This is a genomic window from Arthrobacter rhamnosi, assembly GCF_054510975.1.
The window spans coordinates 26,648-44,379 of the sequence record NZ_JBTNDN010000009.1; the positions used below are offsets into that span (position 1 = coordinate 26,648).

Annotated in this window: 18 protein-coding genes; 3 read left to right on the forward strand and 15 right to left on the reverse strand. The window is 70.7% G+C overall.

Annotated features, from left to right (window positions below):
* Nucleotides 1-78: 78 nt before the first annotated feature.
* On the reverse strand, nucleotides 79-1,248 hold the full coding sequence (locus ACX80J_RS16210) for a glutamate--cysteine ligase (protein WP_459348493.1): 1,170 nt from the start codon (nucleotides 1,246-1,248) through the stop codon (nucleotides 79-81).
* Between the two features lie 321 nt (nucleotides 1,249-1,569).
* Here ACX80J_RS16210 and ACX80J_RS16215 point away from each other — a divergent pair, with 321 nt between their 5' ends.
* The gene (locus ACX80J_RS16215) at nucleotides 1,570-2,817 is read left to right on the forward strand and encodes an MFS transporter (protein WP_459348494.1); all 1,248 of its coding nucleotides are present in this window, start codon (nucleotides 1,570-1,572) and stop codon (nucleotides 2,815-2,817) included.
* Here the strand turns inward: ACX80J_RS16215 and ACX80J_RS16220 are convergent.
* The 4 genes from ACX80J_RS16220 to infC all read right to left on the reverse strand — a co-directional run bounded on the left by ACX80J_RS16220 (nucleotide 2,797) and on the right by infC (nucleotide 5,651).
* Entirely contained in the window at nucleotides 2,797-3,750 is a 954-nt protein-coding gene (locus ACX80J_RS16220; RefSeq protein WP_459348495.1) for a TrmH family RNA methyltransferase, read from the reverse strand. The two genes, ACX80J_RS16215 and ACX80J_RS16220, sit on opposite strands and share 21 nt — an antisense overlap.
* Before the next feature lie 45 nt (nucleotides 3,751-3,795).
* A complete protein-coding gene (gene rplT, locus ACX80J_RS16225) occupies nucleotides 3,796-4,185 on the reverse strand; it encodes a 50S ribosomal protein L20 (RefSeq protein WP_301230091.1) in 390 nt (129 codons plus the stop codon).
* 93 nt (nucleotides 4,186-4,278) lie between these two features.
* Nucleotides 4,279-4,473: a 50S ribosomal protein L35 gene (rpmI, locus tag ACX80J_RS16230; RefSeq protein ID WP_459346201.1), complete on the reverse strand. Its 195-nt coding sequence runs from the start codon at nucleotides 4,471-4,473 to the stop codon at nucleotides 4,279-4,281.
* 104 nt (nucleotides 4,474-4,577) lie between these two features.
* The gene (gene infC, locus ACX80J_RS16235) at nucleotides 4,578-5,651 is read right to left on the reverse strand and encodes a translation initiation factor IF-3 (protein WP_459348496.1); all 1,074 of its coding nucleotides are present in this window, start codon (nucleotides 5,649-5,651) and stop codon (nucleotides 4,578-4,580) included.
* Nucleotides 5,652-5,993: 342 nt separating this feature from the next.
* Between infC and ACX80J_RS16240 the strand changes: the two genes are divergently transcribed.
* Complete coding sequence (locus tag ACX80J_RS16240) at nucleotides 5,994-6,443, forward strand: DUF1844 domain-containing protein (protein WP_459348497.1); 450 nt, start codon at nucleotides 5,994-5,996, stop codon at nucleotides 6,441-6,443.
* A 72-nt stretch (nucleotides 6,444-6,515) separates the two neighbouring features.
* Here the strand turns inward: ACX80J_RS16240 and ACX80J_RS16245 are convergent, their stop codons facing one another.
* The 8 genes from ACX80J_RS16245 to ACX80J_RS16280 form a co-directional block, all read right to left on the reverse strand.
* Entirely contained in the window at nucleotides 6,516-7,820 is a 1,305-nt protein-coding gene (locus ACX80J_RS16245) for an MFS transporter (RefSeq protein ID WP_459346198.1), read from the reverse strand.
* Between the two features lie 28 nt (nucleotides 7,821-7,848).
* A complete protein-coding gene (locus ACX80J_RS16250; RefSeq protein WP_459348498.1) occupies nucleotides 7,849-8,703 on the reverse strand; it encodes an SseB family protein in 855 nt (284 codons plus the stop codon).
* Nucleotides 8,700-9,458: a bifunctional 1-(5-phosphoribosyl)-5-((5-phosphoribosylamino)methylideneamino)imidazole-4-carboxamide isomerase/phosphoribosylanthranilate isomerase PriA gene (priA, locus tag ACX80J_RS16255; RefSeq protein WP_459348499.1), complete on the reverse strand. Its 759-nt coding sequence runs from the start codon at nucleotides 9,456-9,458 to the stop codon at nucleotides 8,700-8,702. Before priA ends, ACX80J_RS16250 begins: the two co-directional genes overlap by 4 nt.
* 70 nt (nucleotides 9,459-9,528) lie before the next feature.
* Nucleotides 9,529-9,687 carry a hypothetical protein gene (locus ACX80J_RS16260; protein ID WP_459348500.1) on the reverse strand — a complete coding sequence of 53 codons (159 nt, stop codon included), beginning with the start codon at nucleotides 9,685-9,687 and terminating at the stop codon, nucleotides 9,529-9,531.
* A 4-nt stretch (nucleotides 9,688-9,691) separates the two neighbouring features.
* Nucleotides 9,692-10,330 (reverse strand): imidazole glycerol phosphate synthase subunit HisH, encoded by a 639-nt coding sequence (hisH, locus tag ACX80J_RS16265; RefSeq protein WP_459348501.1) that lies wholly within the window; start codon nucleotides 10,328-10,330, stop codon nucleotides 9,692-9,694.
* A complete protein-coding gene (hisB, locus tag ACX80J_RS16270) occupies nucleotides 10,327-10,944 on the reverse strand; it encodes an imidazoleglycerol-phosphate dehydratase HisB (RefSeq protein WP_459348502.1) in 618 nt (205 codons plus the stop codon). The genes hisH and hisB overlap by 4 nt, the downstream gene beginning before the upstream one ends.
* Before the next feature lie 145 nt (nucleotides 10,945-11,089).
* Nucleotides 11,090-12,184, reverse strand: coding sequence for a histidinol-phosphate transaminase (locus ACX80J_RS16275; RefSeq protein ID WP_459348503.1), 1,095 nt, complete (start codon nucleotides 12,182-12,184; stop codon nucleotides 11,090-11,092).
* 73 nt (nucleotides 12,185-12,257) lie between these two features.
* Nucleotides 12,258-12,764 (reverse strand): LysM peptidoglycan-binding domain-containing protein, encoded by a 507-nt coding sequence (locus ACX80J_RS16280; RefSeq protein ID WP_459348504.1) that lies wholly within the window; start codon nucleotides 12,762-12,764, stop codon nucleotides 12,258-12,260.
* A gap of 373 nt (nucleotides 12,765-13,137) precedes the next feature.
* Here ACX80J_RS16280 and lexA point away from each other — a divergent pair, with 373 nt between their 5' ends.
* Entirely contained in the window at nucleotides 13,138-13,848 is a 711-nt protein-coding gene (lexA, locus tag ACX80J_RS16285; RefSeq protein ID WP_459348519.1) for a transcriptional repressor LexA, read from the forward strand.
* Between the two features lie 120 nt (nucleotides 13,849-13,968).
* Here the strand turns inward: lexA and ACX80J_RS16290 are convergent, their stop codons facing one another.
* Both ACX80J_RS16290 and hflX read right to left on the reverse strand, forming a co-directional pair.
* Nucleotides 13,969-16,050 carry an ATP-dependent DNA helicase gene (locus ACX80J_RS16290; RefSeq protein WP_459348505.1) on the reverse strand — a complete coding sequence of 694 codons (2,082 nt, stop codon included), beginning with the start codon at nucleotides 16,048-16,050 and terminating at the stop codon, nucleotides 13,969-13,971.
* On the reverse strand, nucleotides 16,043-17,632 hold the full coding sequence (gene hflX, locus ACX80J_RS16295) for a GTPase HflX (protein WP_459348506.1): 1,590 nt from the start codon (nucleotides 17,630-17,632) through the stop codon (nucleotides 16,043-16,045). The genes ACX80J_RS16290 and hflX overlap by 8 nt, the downstream gene beginning before the upstream one ends.
* Between the last annotated feature and the right edge of the window lie 100 nt (nucleotides 17,633-17,732).

Genomic DNA, 17,732 nt, shown 5'->3' on the forward strand with positions numbered 1-17,732 from the left:
GTTCGATCCAATCATCCGGTGGTGCGTTGTTCCAGCCTTCGGTCCGCGTGCGTGCGCCCTTGACGGTCGCACGTCTCCTCAGGAGGACGACGCGCGGCCCCAGCCCCCTGTCCTCACGAGCCTCCGGCGTGCGGGTCGGCGTGCCGCCTCGTGGTGCTCGGCGATCCCTCCGCGTGCCAGGTTGGTCACCCGGACCGCTTCCGAGACGACGTCGCCCAGCTCGCCCCTGCGGAGCAGGGCGGCGCGTTGGCGCCTCGAGCCCGTTCCACGGGCCAGGAGCTGGCGCAGCAGGGACTCGGCGATCTCCGCGTCGCCGGAGTCCTGCAGGGCCGGCCGGATGTACCGCAGGAGGGCGAGGGCAACCGATGCCGCATCCTGCGGCCTGGCGTCCAGCGGATGCAGCAGCTTGCCGTCCATGCCGAACCTGCCGGCCCGCCACGATGCCATGCGCACGGTGGCGGTGGGCACGGGGAGCGGCGCACCGCCCGCACGCCACTCGCGCGCGGCGGTCTCGACGAGCCCTCGGGTCAGGAGCGCTATCAGGACGGCGTCGTCCAAGTACAGGCACACATCGCTGACGCGCACCTCCACGGTGGGGTGGTGGTGGCTCAGGCGCGCATCGAAGTAGATCTGGCCGAGATCCACGGGAACGGCAGTGTCCAGGAGGCCGCTCACCATGGCGTGGTAGCGCTCGGCCGTTCCGAACACGTCGCACGGGCCGGCCATGGGCCAGCGGCTCCAGGCCTGCGACCGGTAGCTGGCGTATCCGGTGTCCGTGCCGTTCCAGAAGGGCGAATTGCCCGAGAGCGCGAGCAGGACCGGCAGCCAGGCACGGATGCGGTCGAGTACCGCCACCCCCTCGTCGTCGTCCTCGACACCGACGTGGACGTGGCAGCCGCACGTCAGCTGCTCGCTCGCGGTCAGGGCGAACCTGTCCTGCATCTCCTCGTACCTGCTGCCGGGCGAGGCCAGCGGGGCTGCGGGCTGGGGCGACGTCGCCAGGGCCGCCGCCCGGGCTCCGACCCGCAGGGCGGCCGAGTCGGCGAGGGCTCGGCACCGCGCGATGTCCAGCGCGAGGTCGTTGACGTCCGTGTGCGGCCGTGTGCCCGTCTCGATCTGCTCCTGCTTGATCTCGCAGGTGAGGCGATCGTCCGTGCACCCGCCGAAGGCCTCCTGGCCCAGCGGCACGGGATACCCGGTCTCGGCGTCCACCAGGAGGAACTCCTCCTCCACGCCGAAGGTCCTCATGGCGCCACCGCGCTGGTCGATGGGTGTGCTGCACGCGACGCTGCGGGCCGGACGGTTGTTTCCATGGCGGAACTCCTGAGCAGAAGAATCGACTGGCCGCTGCTCAACCAACGTCGTCCATCAACGGTAAGTGGGCTGATCATTCTGCCGCAGACTCTGCGGGGCGTCGTTGGTGGTTGCATTTCGGGACGGAATCGGGTCATCACCTAGGCTGGAGGGCGACGACGGCGTCCGCGTCGCCGTCCCGCTCCGCCCGCTGCAGGGTGCTCCGGCGACCGATCCCCGTCCCCGTCCCCGACCGATCCCGCCGCTAGGACACCCATGACTTCCTCCGCTCCCCCTCCCGTTCCGCTCCAGCGCCTTGCAGGCCGGCGGCTGGCCCTGGCCATCGGCGCCCTCGCCGTGGGCGGCTTCGCGATCGGGACCACGGAATTCACCATCATGGGCCTGCTCGAGGAGATGCGCGCCGACCTGGGCGTGGACTACGCGCAGGGCGGCAACGTCATCTCCGCCTACGCGCTGGGCGTCGTCGTGGGAGCACCGGTCCTCGCGACGCTGGGGGCGAAGAAGCCCCAGCGCACGGTGGCCCTGGCCCTGATGCTGGTCATCACGCTCGCCAATCTCTCGTCCTTCTTCGCCTCGGGTTTCGGCTGGATGCTCGTATCGCGGTTCCTGTCCGGTCTGCCGCACGGCGCCTACTTCGGCGTCGCCGCAGTGATCGCGGCGTCCCTCGCCGACCCGGCGAAACGCGGCCGGGCGATCTCGATGGTCATGCTCGGACTCAGCATCGCCAATGTGGTCGGCGTCCCGTTCGCGACCTGGCTGGGACAGCAGTTCGGCTGGCGTTCCATGTTCCTGCTCGTCGGGCTGATCGGGGCCGGCACCCTCGTCCTCATCAGGACTCTCGTGCCGGTCGTTCCCGTGCGGCCCGGTGCGAGCATCCGGGGAGAGCTCGGAGCCCTGCGGCGCCCGCAGCTCTGGATGACCCTGCTCATCGGCATCGTGGGCTTCGGGGGGTTCTTCGCCGTCTACTCGTACATCTCGCCGGTCATGACCGAGGTGGCGGGCGCGGGCGCTTCGCTCCTGCCGCTCGTCGTCGCGCTGTGCGGGGTGGGCATGGTGGTCGGCAACGTCCTGGGGGGACGGCTGGCGGACAAGTCCATCATGGGGAGCATCTACGCCGTGATGGCGACGATCGCGGCCGTGCTGCTGCTGTTCCCCCTCGCCGCCACCAGACCGTGGAGCGCATGCCTCTTCGTGTTCCTGGTCGGCGCGACCGGATCGACGCTCATCCCGCCCCTGCAGGCGCGCCTGCTCGACGTGTCACCCGGCGCACCGTCGCTCGCGTCCTCGCTGAACCACTCCGCGCTGAACATCGCGAACGCCCTGGGCGCGGCCCTCGGAGGTGCCGTCATCGCCGCGGGCTGGGGCTTCACCGCGCCGGCGCTCGTAGGAGCAGTGCTCGCCGTGCTCGGACTCGGCGTCGCCGTCCTCAGCGGGCGGCTGGACCGCCGGGGCCAGGGCCGGCCTGTCGCCGGCGACGTGGCATCAGCGCTGCGCGCGGGCTGAGGCGTAGAGGCACACCGTGGCGGCCGTCCCGACGTTCAGGGATTCGGCACTTCCGTAGATGGGGACGGCCACGCGCGCGTCGGCGCCGGCGGTCACCTCGGCGGGAAGCCCCTGCGCCTCGTTGCCGAAGAGCCAGGCGCCGGCGTCCTCGAGCCGTACCGAGCTCGCCGACGGTCCGGCAGCGCCCTCGTCCGGCCCGCGTCCGGATTCATCCCGGCCGTCGTCGTCCCCGGCACCGAACCTGCGCGCCGCGCTGGCGTCCTGCAGGTCGTCGAGGTTCGTCCCACCGTAGCCGTCGGCCGCCAGGACCGTCAGCCCTGCGTCCCGCAGCCGGTCCGTCAGTCCGTCCAGCTCGACCCCGATCACGAGGGGGAGGTGGAACAGCGAACCGACGGTGGACCGCACGGTCTTCGGGTTGTAGGGGTCGACGCTGGCGCCCGTCAGGATGACCGCGCCCGCTCCGGCCGAATCGGCGGCGCGGATGATGGTGCCGGCATTGCCCGGGTCCCGGACCTCGACCAGCACGGCGACGAGCCGCGGCCCTGCGGCGAGCACGTCCTCGAGCGGGACGTCGACGAACCTGCAGACCGCCACGAAGCCCTGAGGGGTGACCGTCGACGACATCGCCGCCAGCACGTCGGGGGTCACCCGCCGGAGGGAGGGCGCACCCTCGCGGTCGAGGAGAGCCGCGACATCGGCGTGCCGTTCGAGGGCCTCCGCCGTCGCGTACACGTCGACGACGACGCCGTCCCTGCCCGCGTCCTGCCGGTCGAGGTGCAGTCGCACGGCCTCCCGCACCGCCTGCGGCCCCTCGGCCAGGAACTCCCGGCGCCTTAAACGCGACGGACGCCCGGCCAGGCGTGCCACCTCCTTCACCCGGTCGGCCTGGGTGTTGGTCATCAGTGGCGCCTGGGGGCGTCCGTGTGCGCTCATCATGTATCGGTGCGCGGGCCGGAAGGCCCGCAGCGTCCGATGGTCCTAGGCCGAGGCCTTGAGGGGAGCCGACGTGTCGGCCGGCAGGGAATCCTTGGCGATCTGGACGAGGGCCGCGAATGCAGCGCCATCGGTGACGGCAAGGTCCGCGAGCATACGGCGGTCGACCTGGATCTCGGCGGCCTTGAGGCCCTGGATCAGGCGGTTGTAGGTCAGGCCGTTGGCGCGGGATGCAGCGTTGATGCGCTGGATCCAGAGGCGACGGAAGTCACCCTTGCGCTTGCGTCGGTCACCGTAGCTGTAGACGAACGAGTGGAGCAGCTGCTCCTTCGCCTTGCGGTACAGGCGCGAACGCTGACCGCGGTAACCCTTGGCGCGCTCGAGGATGACCCGGCGCTTCTTGTGGGCATTGACTGCCCGCTTCACACGTGCCACGTGCGTACTCCTTTTGTTCTTCTTCGGTCACGGCCGCAGCCGCAGCGTCGCACCTTCAGGTGCGTGCGCTTTCCCGAGGGGGTGGATTGGTGGTTAGACGCCCAGCATCTTCTTGATGACCTTGGCGTCGGCCTTCGAGACGATCTGGTCGCTCGCGAGGCGGCGCGTCACGGTCGAGGACTTGTGCTCGAGGTAGTGGCGGCGGTTGGCCTGCTGGCGCTTGAGCTTGCCGCTACCGGTCAGCTTGAAGCGCTTCTTGGCGCCGCTGTGGGTCTTCATCTTCGGCATGGGAACCGATCTCCTTTTGATAGCCGGGGCGGTTGCACCCGGAATTCGGCACCCGAAGGTGCCTGCTGGTGTTCGAACGTGCCCGTAAGGACAGGGCCGAGGCCCTAGTCCTCGGTTCCGGGCTTCGGACGGCTGGTGGGGCTCTTGGGCGCCGTCCTGCCGGCAGGCTTGGGTGTCGCCGACGGTTTCGGCGCTCCAGGCTTGGGCATGGCCGAAGGCATGGGGGCTGCGGACGGCTTCGGTGCCGCTGCCGCCGGCCTCGGGACCGGGGCCGCGGCGGGACGTGGTGCCGGTGCAGCCGTCGCCGGGCGCGGCGCCTGCTGTGCCGGTCGCGACACGGCCGGACGCTCGGCCGCAGGCCGTGGGGCCGTCGACCGCGGAGCCGACGACGTCCGCGACGGAGCCGACGAGGTCCGCGCCGGAGCAGCCTTCGGTGCCGGAGCGGCGACCGGGGCTTCCGTGGCCTGCGGAACAGCCGTGGGCTCCGCGGCGGGCGCTTCCTGGGCGGGAGCCTCCGGTGCGGCGGGCTCGGGCTCGCTCGTGATCGAGTAGCCCTCGGGCAGCAGGTCGGCGAGCGACTGCGTCAGCGGGGCAGTGCTCGCCCGGGAGGTGTCGATGCGCTTGACCTCTCCGCCGGCCTTCACCGCTTCGTTGGCAGCCTTCGCCTCGGCCCGCTGCGTCTCCCGGCGCGCCTCCGCCTTCGCTTCGGCCTTGTTCTTGGTCGGACCGATGACCATGACCATGTTGCGGCCGTCGATCCGCGGCGACGACTCGACCACACCGACCTCGGCGACGTCCTCAGCGAACTTCTGGAGCAGGCGGATACCCATCTCCGGACGCTGCTGCTCGCGACCGCGGAACTGGATCATGGCCTTGACCTTGTCACCAGCGCCGAGGAAGCGCATCGCGTGCCCGCGCTTGGTCTCGTAGTCATGGGTGTCGATCTTGAGGCGGAACCGGATTTCCTTCAGGACCGTGTTGGTCTGGTTCTTCCGCGCCTCGCGGGCCTTGACGGCCGCTTCGTACTTGTACTTACCAAAATCCATGAGCTTGGCCACCGGAGGCTTTGCCTGCGGTGCTACCTCGACAAGATCCAGGTCGGACTCGGCAGCAAGTCGGAGCGCGTCCTCGATACGGACGATTCCTACCTGTTCGCCGGCAGGTCCGACCAACCGCACCTCGGGAACGCGGATACGATCGTTGATTCTTGGCTCGCTAATGTGTGACTCCTGTGGATTCTCAAACCGGAACCGCCTGCAAACGAAAGAAGGCCTCCCATTGCATGCGCAATCGAAGGCCTCGGCAGCCGGTTCAGGGGGGGTCGGCGGAAGCGTAGGCTTCCCGCACGATCGTCCGCAGGACCGACCAGGTGACCCGGCTACCTGCAATGCGGCCAAGGGCTGCACCAGGCAAACGCGGGTGGGAGAGGACTCCGCTTGCATCCCGGCCCGTTGCCTCCGGCTCCTGGAAGGAGCACAGCAAGTAACAGCGACCGGTTGGTCTATGCCAAGCTTACCAGTATGAACACCCCACACGACAATCCGCAGCACGCCTCCGACGTCGGGCCGGCCACGCCCTCCCGACGCAGCTTCGCGGAGGAGCAGGAACACGCAGCCGGCCCCGCGGCGGCCGAGCAGGACGTCCGCCAGCAGATGCGCGACATCTCCGAAGTGGCCGCCGTGGAGGTCATCGTGACCTCGGCGGTCCACCTGATGAGTGCTGCCGCCGTGAAGTGCGGGCTCGGGCACGAGGAGAACGCCGAGCAGCTCAAGGACCTCGACGAGGCGCGCAAGCTGATCACCGCCCTCGCGGGCTTCGTCACCGCGGCCGCGCCGGAGATCGGGTCCCAGCACGCCGGTCCCCTGCGCGACGGACTCCGCTCGCTGCAGCTGGCGTTCCGGGAGGCCTCGATCATCCCCGATCCTCCGGGGCAGGGCCCCGGCGAGAAGTACACGGGTCCGGTCAACTGACCCGATAGTCCCACCCCGCGGGCCGAAGGCGCCGCACCGGTTCCCGGTGCGGCGCCTTCGTGGTCCCGGCACCTACACCTGCCGGGCCACCCGCTCAGGATCGGTCGCCGGGTGCCGGCCCAGGCCGCGCGCCGCAAACCCGGCCGCGCCGATCAGCGCCGAGACCACGGCCACCGTGATGAAGCCGCCCCACGGGCCCGTGGCATCGATGAGGACGCCCGCCAGGGGAGCGCCGAGAGCGACCCCCGAGGTCAGCGCCGAACCGTACCAGCCCATCGCCTCACCCCTCCTGTCCTCGGCGACCAGGTCGGCGACCTTCTCCGAGGCGGCCGAGAGCACCGGCGCGCACAGCAGGCCCGCGGGGATCGACAGCAGGGCCAGCGACAGGGTGCTCTCCGCGAACGCCATCGGCAGCGTGAGCAGCGCCATGCCGATCAGCAGGAGCGACGGCGGTACCGGTCGGTGCAGTGCCCCGTAGAGGAGCCCGCCCACCACGGATGCGGCGCACCACGCCACGAAGACGAGGCCGAGCTGACCCTCGTTCCCGGAGAGCTCGAGCGTGGCGACGATGCCCACCTCGGAGCCCGACAGGACCAGTCCCGCCCCCGCGGCGATGACCATGACCACCACGAGGGGCACCGTCAGCCAGGGGAAGGCCCGACTGATGCCGCGGCGGAGCAGTGAGGGACCGCGGCGGAGCCCGGAGGCGGCATTGCGGGAACCGATGAGGTCCGCGGCGGTCTCGCCGATCCCCGCCGGCGCCACTGCCGGGACGGTCCCGTCGTCGGGCAGTTGCGCCGACCGGGTGGGTGGATTGAACCACATGAGGAAGAGCCCGGCACAGGCCGTGGCGAGTCCCACCAGTGTCAGGCCGAGCACGGTGGAGACCTGGGTGGCCAGGACGACGCCCACAGCGGGCCCTGCCATGAAGATCACCTCGGTGGCGATCGCATCGAGCGTGAACGCCGTCCGGCGCCGGTCGCCGTCGACCAGGACCCCGAGCGCCTGGCGGATGACGGAGAACGCGGGCAGGGTGAAGAGGCCGCCGACCAGCGCGGCGACGAGCAGCCACTGGTAGGGCAGGTGCGGAGCGACGGACCAGATGACGGCCTCCGCGAGAACGGAGGGAAGAAGTGCGCGGCGCAGGCCAACGCTATCGATGCGCCGGCCACGCCAGGGCGCACCGGCGGCGATGCCGATCGTGACGATCGCAGCGACGGCTCCCGCTTCGGCGTATCCCCGGTCCAGGGTCTGCACCACGTGCAGCGTCAGCAGCACTCCGGCCGCCGAGTGCGGGAAGCGGGCGATCATCCCGACGATCAGCAGCGTCCGCACGGAGCGGATGCGCAGCAGATCCCGGTACACGGCGAAGTTCACGGCCAGTCCTTCTCCGCCGACGGCTGCGTCAGCGGGTGAGTTTGATGTCGAGCGAGTCGACGCGTTCCACGAATTCGGTGAGGTCCAGGAGCCTCGCACGGAAGGCCGACACGGCGTCCCGCACCTCCTGGGGCGAGAGTCCCGCGCGGAGCCGCAGGTCCATGCGCAGCTCGGGGCCCGGTCCCCCACCGGAGGCAATGCTACCGCCGGCCGACCGCGTGAGGACGCCGGCCCCGGGCCTCAGGGCCACGGAGAGGATGTCCTCCCCCTTGCCCGCCGCGACCTCGACCAGCGACGCCAGCGACGGGTCCTCGTAGGACGGAGTCCACTCGGCCTGCTGGGCCAGCGCCCACACGGCAGGACGACGGACGACGAACGTCACGTCGGCACCGGGGTCGAGTACCAGGAGCTCCGCATGCTCGGCCGCGGCGGCGAGGGCCGCACGCGGGGCGTAGGCCGCCACGGGCCGCGCGTCCGGGTGCCAGCGCCCGAGCGCCTGCGTCGAGGAGAACACGGGCAGGGCCTTCCGCCCGTCGGGCGCCGTCAGCGTCACGAGAGCCATGTCCGCCTCCTTGTCGGCCTGCAGACCGGAGGCAGCGTCCCCGCCCACCCCGAGTTGGGCCACGATGGGGATGAAGACCCGCGCGGTCCGGAGGGCGGTGAGGACGGCCCGTTCGTGCGGCCCCGGCTGGTCCGCCGGCCCGAGGAGCCCTGCCACCGCCTCGGCGAGCCGCGGGTCCGCGGCCCCGTCGTCGTCGTCGAAGGAGTGCAGCGGGTTCTCCGGACCGGACAGGTCCCGCCCGGCCCAGGGCCGGCCTGCGGAATCGGCGGTGTTGCCTGCCAGCGCCGCCGCGATGTGAGCGGGCAGCTGCCTGCCGGTCACGCGTCCGCGGCGGGCAGTCCTGCCACGTCCAGAGCCTGGGGCAGGGTGAAGGCGCCGGCGTAGAGGGCCTTGCCGACGATCGCTCCCTCGAGCCCGAGCGGCACCAGGTCACGGAGTGCCGCGATGTCGTCGAGGCTCGAGATGCCGCCCGACGCGACGACGGGACGGGTGGTCTTCGCGAGGACCTCCTTCAGGAGCTCGATGTTCGGGCCCTTCAGCGTGCCGTCCTTGGTCACGTCCGTCACGACGTAGCGTGCGCAGCCGGCGTCCTCGAGGCGCTGCAGGACCTCCCAGAGGTTCCCGCCCTCCTCGGTCCAGCCGCGCGCCGCCAGCGTGGTGCCGCGGACGTCGAGTCCGACGGCGACGGCGTCGCCGTAGCGCGCGATGGCGAGCTCGGTCCACTCCGGGTTCTCGAGCGCGGCGGTCCCGAGGTTGACGCGGGTCGCGCCGAGTTCCAGCGCGGCGTCCAGTGACGCGTCGTCACGGATACCGCCGGAGAGCTCGACCTTGATGTCCAGGTGCTTCACCACGCGCTCGAGCAGGTCCCGGTTCGAGCCGCGGCCGAAGGCGGCGTCCAGGTCCACGAGGTGCACCCACTCCGCGCCGGCCTCCTGCCAGGCGAGCGCGGCGTCGAGCGGGTCGCCGTAGCTGGTCTCGCTGCCCGCTTCGCCCTGCACCAGGCGGACGGCCTGGCCGTCGGCGACGTCGACGGCGGGAAGGAGCTCGAGCGTGGGTGATTCGGTGAAGGGGCTCATCGTCTGCTGTGTCTGCTTTCGTAGGTGCGGCGCGGGCCGCTGGGTCGGGGCGGTCGGGTGCGGGATCCGGCTAGTCGCCGGGAAGGGTGAACAGGTAGGCGGCGAACAGCGAGAGCGCGGCCAGCACCAGGAACGCGATCCACACCCAGCGGGGGAAGTCCTGGCTGCGCAGGGAGAACGCTCCCCCGATGAGGAGGCCTGCGGCTCCCATGAGCACGAGGCTCAGCACCCGCTCACCGGAGTCCTTCGATCCAGTTCCTCAGCAGCTGCGCTCCCGCGTCGCCGGACTTCTCCGGGTGGAACTGGGTGGCGCTGAGCGGCCCGTTCTCGACGGCGGCGATGAAGCGGCCCCCGTGGTCGGACCAGGTGACCTGCGGCGGCTTCATGGCCGGCTGGGTCACGTCGAAGGACCAGTCCTGGACGCCATAGGAGTGCACGAAGTAGAAGCGCTGGTCCCCGATGCCGTCGAAGAGGACGGAGTCCTCCGGTGGCTCCACAGTGTTCCAGCCCATGTGCGGCACGACGTCGGCCTTCAGTCGCTCGACCGTCCCGGGCCACTCGCCCATGCCCGGCGTGCGCACACCGTGCTCCACGCCTTCGTCGAACAGCACCTGCAGCCCCACGCAGATCCCGAGGACAGGGCGGCCGCCCGCCACGCGCCGCCCGATCATGCGCAGGGCGTCGACGTCCTTCAGCCCCTTCATGACGGCGGCGAACGCACCGACGCCGGGAACGAGCAGTCCGTCCGCGGTGAGGACGTCGTCGGGCTTGGCGCTGAGCACGACCTCCGCGCCGACGTGCTCGAGCGCGCGGACCACGGAGCGGACGTTGCCCGATCCGTAGTCGAGCACGGTGACGGTACGCGCGGTCATAGCGCTCCCTTCGTGGACGGGATGCCCTCGACCCGGGGGTCGGGCTCGACAGCCGCGCGCAGCGCGCGGGCCAGGGCCTTGAACTGGGCTTCGACGATGTGGTGGGGGTCCCGTCCCGCGATGACGGTGACGTGGAGGCAGATCTGCGCGTGCAGGGCGATGGCCTCCAGCACGTGGCGGGTCAGGGACCCGGTGAAGTGGCCGCCGATGAGGTGGTATTCCTGTCCGGCGGGCTCGCCGCCGTGCACGAGGAACGGGCGGCCGGAGATGTCCACGACGGCGTTGGCCAGAGCCTCGTCCAGCGGGACGGTCGCCTCGCCGAAGCGGCGGATGCCGGCCTTGGTGCCCAATGCGAGCCGGAGGGCCTCACCGATCGCTATGGCCGTGTCCTCCACGGTGTGGTGGACGTCGATGTGCGTGTCTCCGGAGGACCGGATCGTCAGGTCGATCAGCGAGTGCTTCGACAGCGCCGTGAGCATGTGGTCGTAGAAGGGCACGGTGGTGTCGATCGACGAGACACCGGTGCCGTCGAGGTCGAGTTCCACGAGGACACTGGACTCGCTCGTGACGCGCTCGATGCGGGCCGTGCGGCCGCGGGCGGCATCAACTGTCATTGCATTCCTTCTGTGCGCTTCCGGGCGTGCCGGACGCTGATCGACGGGCTGGGCGACGCGGGGTCGCGGGTGGTCCCTGCACTCCAAGTCTAGGAGAACAGCACCCGGCGCCGGTGCGGGGAGTCCTGCAGGGAGAGGGGACGTGCTACAGCAGCGTCCTCAACGCAGTGAGGAACACCGTGGTCTCCTGCTCTGTTCCCGCGGTGACCCGCAGGGACCCGGGGATGCCGACGTCGCGGATGAGCACGCCCGCCTCGAGCAGGCCCTCCCACACCCGGTGGGGGTCCTCGAGGCCGGAGAAGAAGACGAAGTTGGCGTCCGACGGGGCCGGGGAGAGCCCCAGCTCGCCGAGCTCCCGCACGATGCGGTCCCGCTGCACCTTGATCGCCTCGACGTTGGACAGCAGCGTGTCCGCGTGGGTGAGGGCCGCGTTGGCCGCCGCCTGCGTGATGGCGGAGAGGTGGTACGGGAGGCGCACCAGCCGGAGGGCGTCGGTGACCTCCGGGGCTGCTGCGAGGTAGCCGAGCCTCGCCCCGGCCAGGGCGAAGGCCTTGCTCATCGTGCGGGACACGAGGAGCCGGGGACGCCCGGGGAGCAGCGTGAGGGCGCTCGGTGTCCCCTGGTGCGCGAACTCCCCGTAGGCCTCGTCCACGATGATGACGGCCCGCGCATCCTCCCCGGCCTCGTAGGCGGCTTCGATGACGTCCAGCCCGAGGGCCGTGCCGGTCGGGTTGTTCGGCGAGCACAGGAAGACGATGTTCGCGGCCGAGTCACGCACGGCCTGCGCCGTCGCCTCTGCCGTCATGGTGTACGCGGAGCCGCGCTCGGCGGTCACGTACCGGGTACCCGTGCCGCTGGCGAGCAGCGGGTACATGGAATAGGTGGGAGGGAAGCCCAGCGCGGTGCGTCCCGGTCCGCCGAAGGCCTGGAGGACCTGCTGGAGCACTTCGTTCGAGCCGTTGGCCGCCCACAGCTGGTCGGGCGTCAGCCCGTGCCCCAGGTAGTCGGCGAGGTTCTTCCGGAGCTCGCTGAACTCCCGGTCCGGGTAGCGGTTGAGGCCCTGCGTGGCCTCCGCCACCGCCGCGACGATGGCGGCGTGGACGTCGGCGGGGACGCCGTGGGTGTTCTCGTTGACGTTCAGCAGGATGGGTACGTCCAGCTGCGGGGCGCCGTACGGGTGCAACCCGACGAGGTCATCACGCAGGGGAAGGTTCGCGAGGGCGTCGACGGAGGATGGCACCCTTCGAGTTTAAGGGATGCTTCCGGTCTCAGCTAATGCCGCGTCGCCGCACCGGGTGCCTACTCCGCCACGGCTATGCGCCGGCGGGCACCGCGATACTCTGCCCCGCCCGGACGAGGGAGGTGTGCAGGTCGTTGAGTTCCACGATCTCCGCCACCACGTCCCGCGGGTCGCGCTCCGGCGCGTACCGGACGGCGAGGTCCCACAGCGTCTCCCCCGCCGTGACACTCACCTCGACCGTCGACGACGATGCGGGAGCCGACTCCCCGGCCTTGGCCTGCGAGGTCAGGAAGGCGCCCAGGAGGATCAGGGCGGCGACGCCCAGCGCGATCGGCAGGCCGACCAGCAGCAGGCGTCCGCGGCGCGTCAGGGTCAGCGCATGCGCCGCACTCCGCTGCGTGGAGGTGCGGGACGCATCCGGCTGTACGTGCGGAAGCCGCACGAAACTGGACGCCGACCGGAGGGACGGTGCGGGGGTGGAGCGAGGCGCGGCAGGGACGAGCCGGAGGCGGGCCTCCGAACGAACGGGCGCCAGTACCCACAGCGCGGTGCTGCCGTGCAGTGCCGGTGCTTCAGCCATTGCCTTACCTCTTTCCCTTCGAATGTCCTCCTCGAACAATCCGTTCGATTCGAACACGCGTTCTAATTCAACGTTGCCTATTTCTAGCACTCACGGACGAGCGTTGTCGAGACTCGCTCGAACATATGTTTGATAACTGCGCCTGTCTGTCCTAGCGTGAACAGGACAGGACATCACCGGCGGAAGCTGCCGCTCAGGGCAGGCAAGCCGGTGGTGTATCTCAGACAACCATCCGCCTCTGACAGAAAACCCCCGGGTGATCGGCAGGCGGACGACATGGGATCTGCAGTCCCAGGCGAAAGGTACAACAGTGGCGGAATCAACACCGGCAGCCCGGCAGGAATCGAACACCGCCGACGTACCGACCGACGCCGTGTCGATCTCGGCGGGCCGTGGACGCCCGCGCGGCCGCTCGGCCTCCAAGGGGCTCACCGCGCGCCAGCTGACGATCCTTGAGACCATCCAGCGGTCGATCGCCGACAAGGGCTACCCGCCGTCGATGCGGGAGATCGGGGATACTGTCGGCCTGGCGAGCCTCTCGAGCGTGACCCATCAGCTGTCGCAGCTCGAGCGCCTCGGGTACCTGCGGCGCGACCCGAAGCGCCCGCGGGCCATGGAAGTGCTGCTGCCGCTGACGCTCGCCTCCGAAGCGGCTCCGAGCGAGGACGGCTCGTCCGCCGACCGCAGGGCAGGACACCAGATCGCCGTGGACACCGCCCTCGTGCCGCTGGTCGGGCGCATCGCCGCGGGTGGGCCGATCCTCGCGGACCAGGTCGTCGAGGACGTCATGCCCCTGCCGCGACAGCTCGTCGGGCACGGCGACCTCTTCATGCTCAGGGTCTCCGGGGACTCCATGGTGGATGCCGCCATCTGTGACGGCGACTGGGTGGTCGTCCGGCGCCAGCAGAGTGCCCAGAACGGTGACATCGTCGCGGCACTGCTCGACGACGAGGCGACCGTGAAGACCTTCCGCCAGCGCGACGGCCACACCTGGCTCCTGCCGCAGAACACCCGCTACGAGCCGATCCTCGGCGACCACGCCAGCATCATGGGCAAGGTCGTCTCGGTGATGCGCGCCCTCTAGCTGTACTGGGCCGGGGTCCGCCGGCAGGGAATCCTGCCGGGGGTCCTGCCAGGACCATCGGGCAGGAACATCTGGCTGGCAGGGGCCGCCCGAGCCGCACGCGCGCGGCCCTGCCGCGGCTCAGCGAGCCGAGAGCCGCTCGAGGATGCCGGTGACCGTCGCCCTGTCCGTCGTCGCCCAGAAGGGCGGCAGTGCCGCCCTGAGGAAGCCGCCGTAGCGCGCGGTGGCGAGACGGCTGTCGAGAACGGCGACGACGCCGCGGTCGCCCGTCGCGCGGATCAGCCGTCCCGCGCCCTGCGCGAGCCGCACCGCCGCATGCGTGGCGGACACACTCATGAAGCCGTTGCCTCCATTGCGCGCCACGGCCCTCGTCCGGGCCGTCATGAGCGGATCGTCCGGGCGCGGGAACGGGATGCGGTCGATGACCACCAGACGGCATGACGAGCCCGGTACGTCGACGCCCTGCCACAGGGACATCGTCCCGAACAGGCAGGTGTCCGGTTCGTCGGCGAACTGCGTCACGAGGGCGTTGAGCGAGGACTCACCCTGGCACAGGATCTCGAAGTCGACCTTGGGCCGCAGTGCCTCCGCCGCTTCCTCGGCGGCCCGTTTGGAGGAGAACAGACCGAGCGCTCCCCCGCGCGACGCCGTGAGGAGCGCCAGGAGTTCCTCCAGTTGCGCGTCCGAGGTGCCTCGTTCGGGTTTGGGGAGATCCTTCGCCACGTAGAGGACACCCTGGCGCGGATAGTCGAACGGGCTGCCGACGTCGACGCCGGTCCAGGCGGGGGCGCCGGGCCCGCTCAGCCCCAGGGATCCCGCGACGGGCCCGAACTCGGAGCCGATCGCGAGGGTCGCCGACGTGAGGATCACCGTGTGGTCCTCGAACAGTCCCTCGCGCAGCCTGCCCGCGACGGAGAGCGGGGCGACGTTCAGCGTCGCGGGTGCGCTGTCGTCCGGCTGTGCGTACCCGGAGCCCGGCGTGAACGTGCTCGGGCGCGAGGCCCACACGACCTCGTTGAGATCGGCGGCGGCGAGGATCCGCTCCGCGAGCTCGAAGACCAGTGTCGTCCGGGAGCGGGCGACCTGCCGTCCGCCGTCGGCGTCGGCCTCGGATTTGCCGTCGGTCTTCGTGTCGGAGAGTGCGGCGCGTGCCGCGTCCCGTACCTGTGCCAGGGCCTGCTCCAGGTCCTCCGGCAGGGCGCCGGGCAGCAGCCCGGACGGGACGAGCTCGGACGCGGCCTCGAAGGCGTCGGCAGCGGTATCGAGCGATGCGGTGCCGATGGATGCATGGCGGCGGAGCGCGGTGGCGGCGGCCGTGACCATGGAGGCCGAGAGCTGTCCGGAGACGGCTCCGGTCACGCGGTCGTGGAGCTCATGAGCCTCGTCGATGACCACGACGTCGTATTCGGGCAGGACCGCGAGCCCCTCGAAGGCGCTGATCGCGAGCATCGCGTGGTTCGTGATGATGATGTCGGCGTCGGCTGCGGCCGCGCGAGCCTTCTCGCTGAAGCACTCCTGCGCCACCGGGCAGCGCCCGGCACCGAGGCACTCCATGCTGGAGACGGACACCTGCCGCCACGCGCGGTCGCTGACGCCGGGCACCAGGTCGTCGCGGTCCCCCATCGTCGTCTCCTCCGCCCACTCACGGAGCCGGACCACTTCCCTGCCGAGCGCCGACGCGGGCGCGCCGCCTCCGCCTGCCGGCGAGGGATGCGGAGCGGCGTCCTCGCCGAGGCTGAAGAGGGTACCGGGGGCGTCCTCCTCGGGGAAGCCTCCGCCCGTCTTGTGCAGGCACACGTAGTTGGAGCGGCCCTTGAGCAGCGCGACGTCGATCGGACGTTCGAGCGCCGGCCGCACGGCGTCCAGGAGCCTCGGGAGGTCCCGGCCGACGATCTGCGCCTGCAGGGCGAGCGTCGCGGTCGAGACGACCGACGGGCGCTCGCTGTCCATCGCATGGGCGATCAGCGGCACGAGGTACGCGAGCGACTTGCCGGTACCGGTGCCGGCCTGGACGAGCAGATGGTCTCCCGTCCGGATGGCCTCGCTCACCTGCCGAACCATCTCGTGCTGGCCGGCGCGCATCTCCCCGCCCATGGACCCGACGGCGGCATCGAGCAGGTCGAGGGCCTGCCGTACCTCCGCGGAGTGTCGCGGCGCGTCCGGCGCCGCAACGGCAGCACCGGACGGCGCGCTGTCACTCATGCCGGACGAACTGCTCCAGCTCGGCGGCCAGGCCTTCCCGCACCATCACTTCGAGGCGGGTGCCCTCGTCGATGTGTTCCGTACTCAGGATCTCGACGTCCTCCTCGTGGAGGCGGCTCACGACCTCGCCCCGCTCGTAGGGGACCAGCAGGTCCAGCTTCACGGCCGGGCGCGGGATGTTCGTGCTGATGAGCTGCTGGAGCTCCGTCAGTCCTGCACCCGTGCGGGCGGACACGACGACGGACCGCGGCTCGCGCTGCCGGAGCCGCTCGATGACGAACGGATCGGCCGCGTCGGCCTTGTTCAGCAGGATGATCTCGGGCACCTTGCGCGCATCCACCTCGGTCAGGACGGCGCGCACCGCGGCGATCTGCCCCTCCGGGTCCGGGTGTGAGGCGTCGACGACGTGGAGGATCAGGTCGGCGTCCGCCACTTCCTCGAGGGTTGAGCGGAAGGCCTCGACCAGCTGCGTCGGGAGCGACCGGACGAACCCGACGGTGTCGGCCAGCGTGTAGCCGATCCCGTCCGGGGTCTCGGCCCTGCGGATGGTCGGATCCAGTGTCGCGAAGAGCGCGTTCTCGACGAGGACGCCCGCGTCCGTCAGCCGGTTCAGCAGTGACGACTTGCCGGCGTTCGTGTAGCCGGCGATCGCCACGGAGGGAACCTGGTTCCGACGGCGGTTGGACCGCTTGGTCTCGCGTGCAGGCTTCATCCCTGCGATCTCGCGACGCAGCTTCGCCATGCGGGTCCGGATCTTCCGACGATCGAGTTCGATCTTCGTCTCGCCGGGGCCACGGGAGCCCATGCCGGCGCTTGCGCTACCGACCTGGCCACCCGCCTGGCGGGACATCGACTCGCCCCAGCCACGAAGACGCGGCAGAAGGTACTCGAGCTGCGCGAGCTCCACCTGCGCCTTGCCCTCGCGGCTCTTGGCGTGTTGCGCGAAGATGTCCAGGATCAGTGCCGTGCGGTCGATGACCTTGACCTTGACGATGTCCTCCAGGCCGCGGCGCTGCGACGGCGACAGCTCGCTGTCCACGATCACCGTGTCCGCTCCGGTCGCGTGCACGATCTCCTTCAGCTCCTGGGCCTTGCCCGAGCCGAGGAACGTGGCGGGGTCCGGCTTCAGGCGTCGCTGCACGATGCCGTCGAGCACCTCGGATCCTGCGGTCTCGGCGAGTGCGGCCAGCTCCTGCAGCGAGTTCTCCGCGTCCTGCGCGGTGCCTTCGCTCCACAGTCCCGCGAGGACGACCCGCTCCAGCCGCAGCTGCCGGTACTCGACCTCCGTGACGTCCTCGAGTTCGGTGGACAGTCCCGCCACGCGGCGACGCGCGTTCCGCTCGGCCAGGTCCTGCTGGTCACCGTCGGCGTCGGAAGCGTCCTCGTCGCCCGAGAGTGCGAGGGCGTGCGGTCGCCACGTCTTCTCGGCGGGCGCCGTCGTCTCCTCCGGTTTCGCTGTTCCGTCCTTCGCCCTGGTCTTCGCCGCTGCAGCTTCGTCGCTGGCGAGGATCCGGTCGATGACGGCCTGGATCTCCTCCCGGCCCATGTCGGACCCGGTGGAGTGTCCGTTATTCGTGGTCATAGTCTCCCTCAATGGATGTAGTCCGATTCTACGGCCGCCCGCCTGACGCGTTCCAGCCACTTCTCCCAGCGCGAAACCTCCCCGCCGCGACGGGTTCCGG